The following is a 7,558-nucleotide window of genomic DNA, read 5'->3' on the forward strand; positions in this document are numbered from 1 at the left end:
ATTTTCTAATTTCTCTTTGGTCTAAATAGCCACTTACCAAATTCAATTAAAAGAAGATTGATTAAGCTCAAACCACCAAGGATCGACCAATCAATGAATCTCAGTGGTACGGTTTGAAGGAAATTCTGAAAAAATGGAATATAAAGCGCCAACAAAAACATTAAAAAGCCGAAAACAACACTTAAATTAAGAAAGGGATTGTCAAAAGGGTTATATTGCCAGATATTTTTCTTTAAATTTTTACAGGCAAAAACATAAAACATTGTTGTTAGACCAACGGCGACAAACATCATTGTCTGAGTATAAGCAAGATCCTTAGTTTTGTACCAAAAATATAAAAAGAAGTTAAATAGAATTAAATTAAAAAACATACTAACACCAAAGATTAAAAATTTTGTTTGACGATCTAAAATTGGCACTTTTAGACCCCGCGGCCTCTCTTTCATAACTTCAGGAGAGGTTTTTTCATAAGTTAAAGCCATAGCTGGGGGGCCGTCTTGAACAATATTAATCCATAAAATTTGACCGGGCAAGATTGGCAATGGTAGTCCAGCAAGTAAACTGCCAGCCACTAAAATAATTTCTGTAAAGCTGTTACATAATAAATAAAGCACAACTTTTTTGATATTGTCAAAAATGCCCCGGCCTTCTTTAATCGCCTCAACAATGGTTTTGAAATTGTTATCAAGTAAAACAAGATCAGCTGTTTCCTTAGTTACATCAGTCCCGGAACCTAAGGCGATGCCAATATCGGCTGACTTAATAGCCGGCGCGTCATTAACACCGTCACCGGTCATAGCTACGACTTCTTTTTTCTTTTGTAAAAGGTCAACAATTCTGATTTTATGTTTTGGTTCGACTCGAGCAAAGACACTTACTTCATTGAGTTTTTGAGTCAATTGGTCGTCATCTAACCTATCTAGATCTCTGCCTTCTAAAATTTCTTTATTAGCCAGGCCAATTTCTTGAGCAATTGATTGAGCGGTCAATCGATGATCGCCAGTAACAATCACTGGTCTGATGCCGGCTTCTTGACATTCCATAATTGTCGCTCTTGCCTCTGCTCTTAAAGGGTCTTTAAGGGCTACTAGACCGACCAAAATTAAATTATTAACGTCATTAATTTTTAATTCTTTACTATCAGTAGGCTTATAAGCTATCGCCAGAACCCTTAAACCTTCTTCAGTGAGCTTTAGATATTTATTTTCTATTTCTTCTCTCTTTGTTTTAGTCAACACCTCTTCTCGCTGATTACCTCTCTCTAAAAAATTCGATAAAGACAAAATCTTTTCCGGCGCCCCTTTGACAAAAATAAAGTTTTGATATTTAGCATTTGACATTTGACATCGGTGGAGTGTTGCCATCCACATTCTTTCTGAATCAAAAGGAATTTCAGAAAGTCGAGGACATTCTTGATGTAAATTTTTCCACTTATTAACCCCCTCTTTGTTAATTATTGCCAAGACTAAAGATTTTTCCGTTTCATCGCCTTCAATCAGCCAATTTTCTATTTGATCTTCTGGATTTTCGACAATGAGACTATTACAGAGTAATCCAATCTTAAAAATGAGATCGTTATTTTTATCAAAATTAATGATTTCAGAAAGACTCATTTTCCCCTCAGTCAAGGTTCCGGTTTTGTCGGAACAAATTGTTGTCACTGAACCCAGTGTCTCCGCGGCTATTAATTTTCTTACCAAAGCTTTCTTCTTCAAAATTCTTTGCATTCCTGTTGCCAAACAAACGGTAATAGCAATTACCAAACCTTCCGGAACACCAGCTACCGCTAAAGCGACTGACGTTAAAAGCATTTCTTCTCCTTTGCGACGTGTAGTCAAGCCAAGAATAAATAGGCAAATAACTAAAATGACAATGACCGAACCAATAACTTTGGCTAAATGAGTCATTTTTCTTTGAAGGGGTGTTTCATCTTCTCTCGTCTCTTTGATTAAACTAGCGATTTTGCCAAATTCAGTTTGAAAACCAGTTGCTATTACCAGAGCTTTTCCCTTTCCTCGACTGATAATCGTTCCTTGATAGACCATATTTTCCCGATCAGCTAAGATAGTATCTTTAGATAATACTTCAATCTTTTTATTTGATGGTTTTGATTCACCAGTTAAAACTGCTTCCATTGTTTGTAGGTTATGACTTTCAATGACCCGCGCATCAGCCAAAACTATATCACCGGCCTCTAAAATTAAGATATCACCCGGTACAAGTTTTTCCGCTGAAATTAGATGTTCTTCTCCATTTCTTACCACCTTTGCTTTATGTTCAACCATTTTTCTGAGCTGATGAACGGCCCTTTCTGATTTTTCTTCTTGCCAATAACCAATAAAAGTGTTTAAAACAACCGCTACTAAAATAACAGACAAATTTTTCAAATCTTTTAAGAAGAAACAAATACCAACCGCCACTATTAGAACTATGATGAGGGGGTTTTTAAATTGTGATAAGAAAATCGTCAATTTGGTTAATCGTTTTGGTTCGGGCAATTTATTGAGACCATATTTTTTAGTTCTTTTCTCTGCTTCTTCAAAACTCAAACCAGACGCGGAAGTTTTAAAAAACTTGATTACTTCTTCAACAGAAAGATTGTGAAATTCTTTCATAATGTTTCGCTTTTCTTTAAATCTAAAATTCTAAATTCTAATTCCTTTAAGCCATCCCATTCATTTTCTCCTAATTCAAAAACAGTGTCAATTTGATCACCTCTTTTTAGATGATTCAGTTGATGACCGTTATCAAAATAAATCATCTTTTTTCCGCCACCAACAATAATTTTTGCGTGCTGACCGTTTTTCCCAACATTACTTATATCTTCAATGATCAAGTTTCTGGCTAAAAAAATTGGCTTGGGATTACCTTGGCCAAAGGGTTCAAATTTTTTTATTTCTTCATAAAGAGGCCAGTTTATATCCGAAAAATTGATTTCAGTATCAATAAAAATTTTATGCCGCAAATCTAAATCTTTTAATTTATCTTCAGCAATGTCTTTTATAGCTCGACAAAATTCAGCGAATAGAGATAAATTTTTTTCTTTGAAAGTGAAGCCAGCTGCTCCGGCGTGCCCACCATAATGAGAAAAAAATCCTTCTAATTGTTTTAACGATTCAATTAAATTAAACTCTTTGATACTTCGTCCAACACCCTTAATATCATTTTGACGAAGACTAACAGCCAAGATCGGTCTTAGGTACTCATCAACAAATTTATTGGCAATTAGACCGAGAATACCGACTGGCCAATTTTCCTGAAATAAAATTAAAATTTTTTCTTTTGGTTCAAGACCAATTTTACTTTGCCATTTCTGAAAAATGTCTTCGACCAATCTCTGCCTTTCGGCATTGATTTTATTGATTTTTTTAGCCAAATTCTCTGCTTCTTTTCTATCATCAGTTAATAAAAGTCTTAAAGAAGTATTGGCATGATCCATACGTCCGGCTGCATTTAGGCGCGGTGCTAATTGGTAACTTATATGCCATGTCCCAAGATTTCCTAAAAAAAGACCAGCCTCTTTGACTAAGGCCCGTAGACCAAGACGTGAAGTTTTATTTAAAACCATTAAACCATACTTAACCAATGTTCGATTCTCGCCCTTTAACTCAACAAGGTCAGCAACTGTCCCAATGGCCACTAAATCTAGAAGCCACTTTTCAAAGGCTTCCGGATTGGAAAATTGAAAATTAAAGACCGGAGATTTTCTTAGTAGTGCTTGAACTAGTTTAAAGGCCACACCGGCACCACTTAAATCTTTAAATGGATATTTTTCATCTTTTATTTTTGGATTGAGATTAACTAAAGATTCAGGCAGTGTCTCTAGGGGCGTATGGTGGTCAGTGATAATGACTTCTAAACCAAGGTGGTTGGCTAGAGCCACCTCTTGTTCATTGGTAATACCGCAATCAACTGTAATGATTAATTTTGTGCCATTTTGAGCCAGTCTTCTAATGGCGGTAGTATTTAGACCGTAACCTTCCTTTTCTCGATCAGGAATGTAATAATCAACTCGAGCACCTATTTTTTTTAAAGTGAGATAAAGAATGGTTGTACCACAGATGCCGTCAGCATCATAATCGCCATAAACAGTAATCAATTCTTGCTGATGAATAAGAGAGAGGATTTTTTCTACCGCTTTTTTCATGCCTTGAAATAAAAAAGGATCATGAAGGTCCTGTGAATAATCAGGCAAAAGAAATTCGTCAATCGTTTCTTGTGTTTTTAAACCCCGATTCCAAAGCAGCTGGAGAAGAATAGGGTTAATTTCTGGAAATTGATTTCTGAAATCATCAGGAATTTTTGGTGCTATTTGCCAGAGATAATTATTTTCCATACCTCACTTGTTTAAGAGTTTTTATAAAAAGATTAATTTGATAACGCCAACTAAACCTCTCTACCCATTTTCTAGTTTGACTTTTAAGTTTAGTCATTAGATTTGAATCGGTTAATATTTTGACAATAGCTTGGCGAAGCGCCTCAACATCTTCGGGTGGTACTAAGAAACCGGTCTTTTGATCGGCCACTACTTCAGGAATGCCACCACTTCTGGTTGCTACTACTGGTTTTCCCATCGCTTGTGCTTCAAGATAAGAGGTGCCAAAACTCTCCTGATGTTGATAGCCGGAATATGTCAAAACTCTGGATGGCCCAAGATAAAGATCAGCTAAAAAATAATAAGGAATCGCCTCTTCTGGCCTTTTCACTGCTCCGACAAAAATCACTTCGTTTTCTAAATTTAACCTTCTCACCAATTCTTTCAATTTTTTTTCTTCTGGGCCTTGACCAATAATGAGATAGACAACATTGTTAATTGATTTCTTGATCTCTGGCAAAGTTTTGATGACTAAGTCAAAACCCTTGATTTTGGCCATCCGACCAACAGAAATGAGAATTTTTTTTTCTTTAAGACCTAAAGAATTTTTGATTTCTTCCAAAACTTTTAAATCGACTCTCTCCGGATTAAACTTTTCTAAGTCAATTCCTGGATAAACTACTCTAATTTTTCTTTCTGGAATACCAAGTTTGACAACTTCTTTTTCAGTATAATGACTGTTGGTTAAAACACAATTTGCCATTTTTAAGTTAAATTTTAGAAAAAACTTGCTTATTTTTCCTTGTTGGTCAATCAGAAGATCAACACCTCGCCCATAAATTAAAAATGGAATCTTAAGAAATTTCTTAAAAAGAATACCAAGTAAGCAGTAATGAGCATAGTGGCCAAACAAAATAACCTCAATTTTTTCTTTTTTAACGATTCGCCAAATTTTAAAAAAAAGAAATAGCCAGCTCGGTTTTAAAAATTTAGAGCCAAAGAATTTAGCTCGATAAATTTTGAAATTCTGTTTTTGATCAAATTCTTGCCAACCATTTTCTTTGTCAGCCAATACAACAATTTTTTCGGGGGGTAATCTTTGACAAAGATTGGCTAAAGAATGTTCAATGCCGCCCATTTTTGGCGGAAAGAAAAAAGTAATCAGTAAAGTTTTAGGCATTTCACTTTAATAATTTGGTTTGGTCTATTTTACTGGAAAGTTTAGCGTATTCGGCATTAACCCGGTCGAGGGCTAAGCGGGCGTTATTAAGATGGGAAGTTAAAATTCTTAATTGTTCAGAAAATTTGCTGGCATCTTTTTGGATGGCGGCTAACATTTCTAAAATTCTTTTCGTTGCCTCTTCAATTCTTTTTCCTTCCAGACCGATCATTAGAACCTTTAAAAAATAATAAAAACTATTGGGTGAAACAACTAAAACCCTTTTCTCAATGGCGTAACGATTGAGATCAATATTTTTAATCACTTCATAATAGACGGCTTCAGCCGGAATATACATCACGGCAAAATCAACTGTTCCTTCCTGAGGTAAAATATATTGTTCAGAAATATCGTCAATATGTTTTTTAACATCACGGATAAAGCCGCGAAAGTATTCCTTCTTTTCTTTCTCATCCCTGCTTTGGATATATTTCTGAAAATTTTCCATAGGAAACTTCGAGTCAATCGGAATAATCCCTTTGTCAGTTTTTAAAATAGCATCAACAACCCGGCCGGTTTTAAATTTGTACTGAAGTTTAAATTGAGTGTAAGGAAAGTATTGTTCTAAAAGATCTCTTAAAACTTGCTCGCCAATGTTGCCTCTTAATTTCGGTGATTTCAAAAAAGCTTGAAGGTCGCTCATTTGTCTGGCTATTTCCTGGAGTTCGCCAATAACTCGTGCTGCTTGTGTCAACCTTTCGTTAGTGGTAGAAAGTTGTTTTTGAATCATTTCGTTGCTTCTATCTAAACCACCCCTCATTTCTTGTCGGGTTGCCGAAAGTTCTTGTTGGGTGGTTTTAATCAGCTCTGCCACCTGACTTAAAGGATTTTCTTTCGCTTCCTGCATTCTCTTTAATTCTTTTAGTTGATAAATAATAAAGATCAACAAACCTGTCAGAAAAGCAATTAAGATGTAGATCAAACTGGTCATCTGTTTATTTTAGCATTTTTTTGAATTTTGAAAATATTTAAAATTTTATTTTTCCAAACTGCCAATAAGGGCAATCCTAAAAAACCATAGATAATCAAACCCAACAATCTAATTAAAAAAGCTTTAAAATAGCCAGAATAATAAAAGCGGTATTTTTTAATCAAGACAAGAGATTTTCTTAGCTGCTCTTTTTTATATTTTCGACTGATACGATGGTGATGAAGACAACGCGCGCCGTAAAAATTAAGAATGGCGATTTTACCAATCGTGCCTAATTTTAAAATTAAATCGTAATCTTCAATATATCTTTCACTTTCTTTTTCACTATAACCACCTAATTTTAAAATCGCTTCTTTGCGAAATAAAATAGTTGAAGTGAGGAAGAGATTGTTTCTTAAAATTTTTTTTCTTATCTCTTCATCCAATCCGGTTTGATTGATTCGATAAAGTTCTCGATAATTCTTATCAACAATGATGGCTTTGGTACCTACTAAAACATAATCAGGATTTTTTTCTAAAAATTCAACCTGTTTTCTTAATTTCTCACAATCAAGCCACTCATCGTCATCATCGAGCCGAGCAATCAATGCACCCTGCGCCTCTTTTAATCCTCTGTTGGCTGATTGCTGAATGCCGAGATTTTTTTTATTTTTTAAAACAACAATTCTGTGATCTTTTTTTGCCCATTGATTAATAATTTGAAAAGTATTGTCTGTCGAACCATCATCCACTATTATTAATTCAAAATTATTAAAACTTTGAGCGAGGACACTTTTTATCGCTCGCTCAATAAATTGACTGCCGTTATAGGTTGATAAAATTATTGAAACTTTTGGCATAGCTTTTTTATTCCCATCAGTTCAGTGTGCTAATATTACTTTAAATTGATTAAAAATCAAAAAGATTAAGAGAGGGTAAAAACAAACAATTAGAAACTAGATTCTATTTTCCGATTCTTCTATTTTTCATAGTACCAAAAATAGACATTATCAATCATTCTTGGTTCGCCTAAAAATTTTTTTATTTTATCAAAAATTTCTGACTTGAGCCATTCTTGATTCACGACTAAAAAACATTTTTCTGCACCAGTGAT

General features: G+C 34.5%; 5 protein-coding genes. All 5 read right to left on the bottom strand.

What is annotated here, in order from left to right; all coding sequences use genetic code 11:
- Window positions 1–5: 5 nt before the first annotated feature.
- The 5 genes from N2259_01050 to N2259_01070 are packed head-to-tail and all read right to left on the bottom strand — an operon-like array spanning window position 6 to window position 7,304.
- On the bottom strand, window positions 6–2,615 hold the full coding sequence (locus N2259_01050; protein ID MCX7778815.1) for an HAD-IC family P-type ATPase: 2,610 nt from the start codon (window positions 2,613–2,615) through the stop codon (window positions 6–8).
- Entirely contained in the window at window positions 2,612–4,336 is a 1,725-nt protein-coding gene (gene recJ, locus N2259_01055; GenBank protein ID MCX7778816.1) for a single-stranded-DNA-specific exonuclease RecJ, read from the bottom strand. Before recJ ends, N2259_01050 begins: the two co-directional genes overlap by 4 nt.
- Window positions 4,326–5,495 carry a glycosyltransferase family 4 protein gene (locus N2259_01060; GenBank protein MCX7778817.1) on the bottom strand — a complete coding sequence of 390 codons (1,170 nt, stop codon included), beginning with the start codon at window positions 5,493–5,495 and terminating at the stop codon, window positions 4,326–4,328. Before N2259_01060 ends, recJ begins: the two co-directional genes overlap by 11 nt.
- Before the next feature lies 1 nt (window position 5,496).
- Complete coding sequence (locus N2259_01065) at window positions 5,497–6,465, bottom strand: DNA recombination protein RmuC (protein ID MCX7778818.1); 969 nt, start codon at window positions 6,463–6,465, stop codon at window positions 5,497–5,499.
- Window positions 6,462–7,304, bottom strand: coding sequence for a glycosyltransferase (locus N2259_01070; GenBank protein MCX7778819.1), 843 nt, complete (start codon window positions 7,302–7,304; stop codon window positions 6,462–6,464). Before N2259_01070 ends, N2259_01065 begins: the two co-directional genes overlap by 4 nt.
- Window positions 7,305–7,558: the final 254 nt, after the last annotated feature.

Source organism: Patescibacteria group bacterium (assembly GCA_026417895.1).
GTDB lineage: Bacteria > Patescibacteriota > Patescibacteriia > UBA2591 > CALHIP01 > CALHIP01.

Bases quoted from the DNA above. Each gene is read 5' to 3' on its own strand.
- N2259_01065 (MCX7778818.1), bottom strand. From the start codon at position 6,465: ATGACCAGTTTGATCTACATCTTAATTGCTTTTCTGACAGGTTTGTTG.
- N2259_01070 (MCX7778819.1), bottom strand. From the start codon at position 7,304: ATGCCAAAAGTTTCAATAATTTTATCAACCTATAACGGCAGTCAATTT.
- recJ (MCX7778816.1), bottom strand. From the start codon at position 4,336: ATGGAAAATAATTATCTCTGGCAAATAGCACCAAAAATTCCTGATGAT.
- N2259_01060 (MCX7778817.1), bottom strand. From the start codon at position 5,495: ATGCCTAAAACTTTACTGATTACTTTTTTCTTTCCGCCAAAAATGGGC.
- N2259_01050 (MCX7778815.1), bottom strand. From the start codon at position 2,615: ATGAAAGAATTTCACAATCTTTCTGTTGAAGAAGTAATCAAGTTTTTT.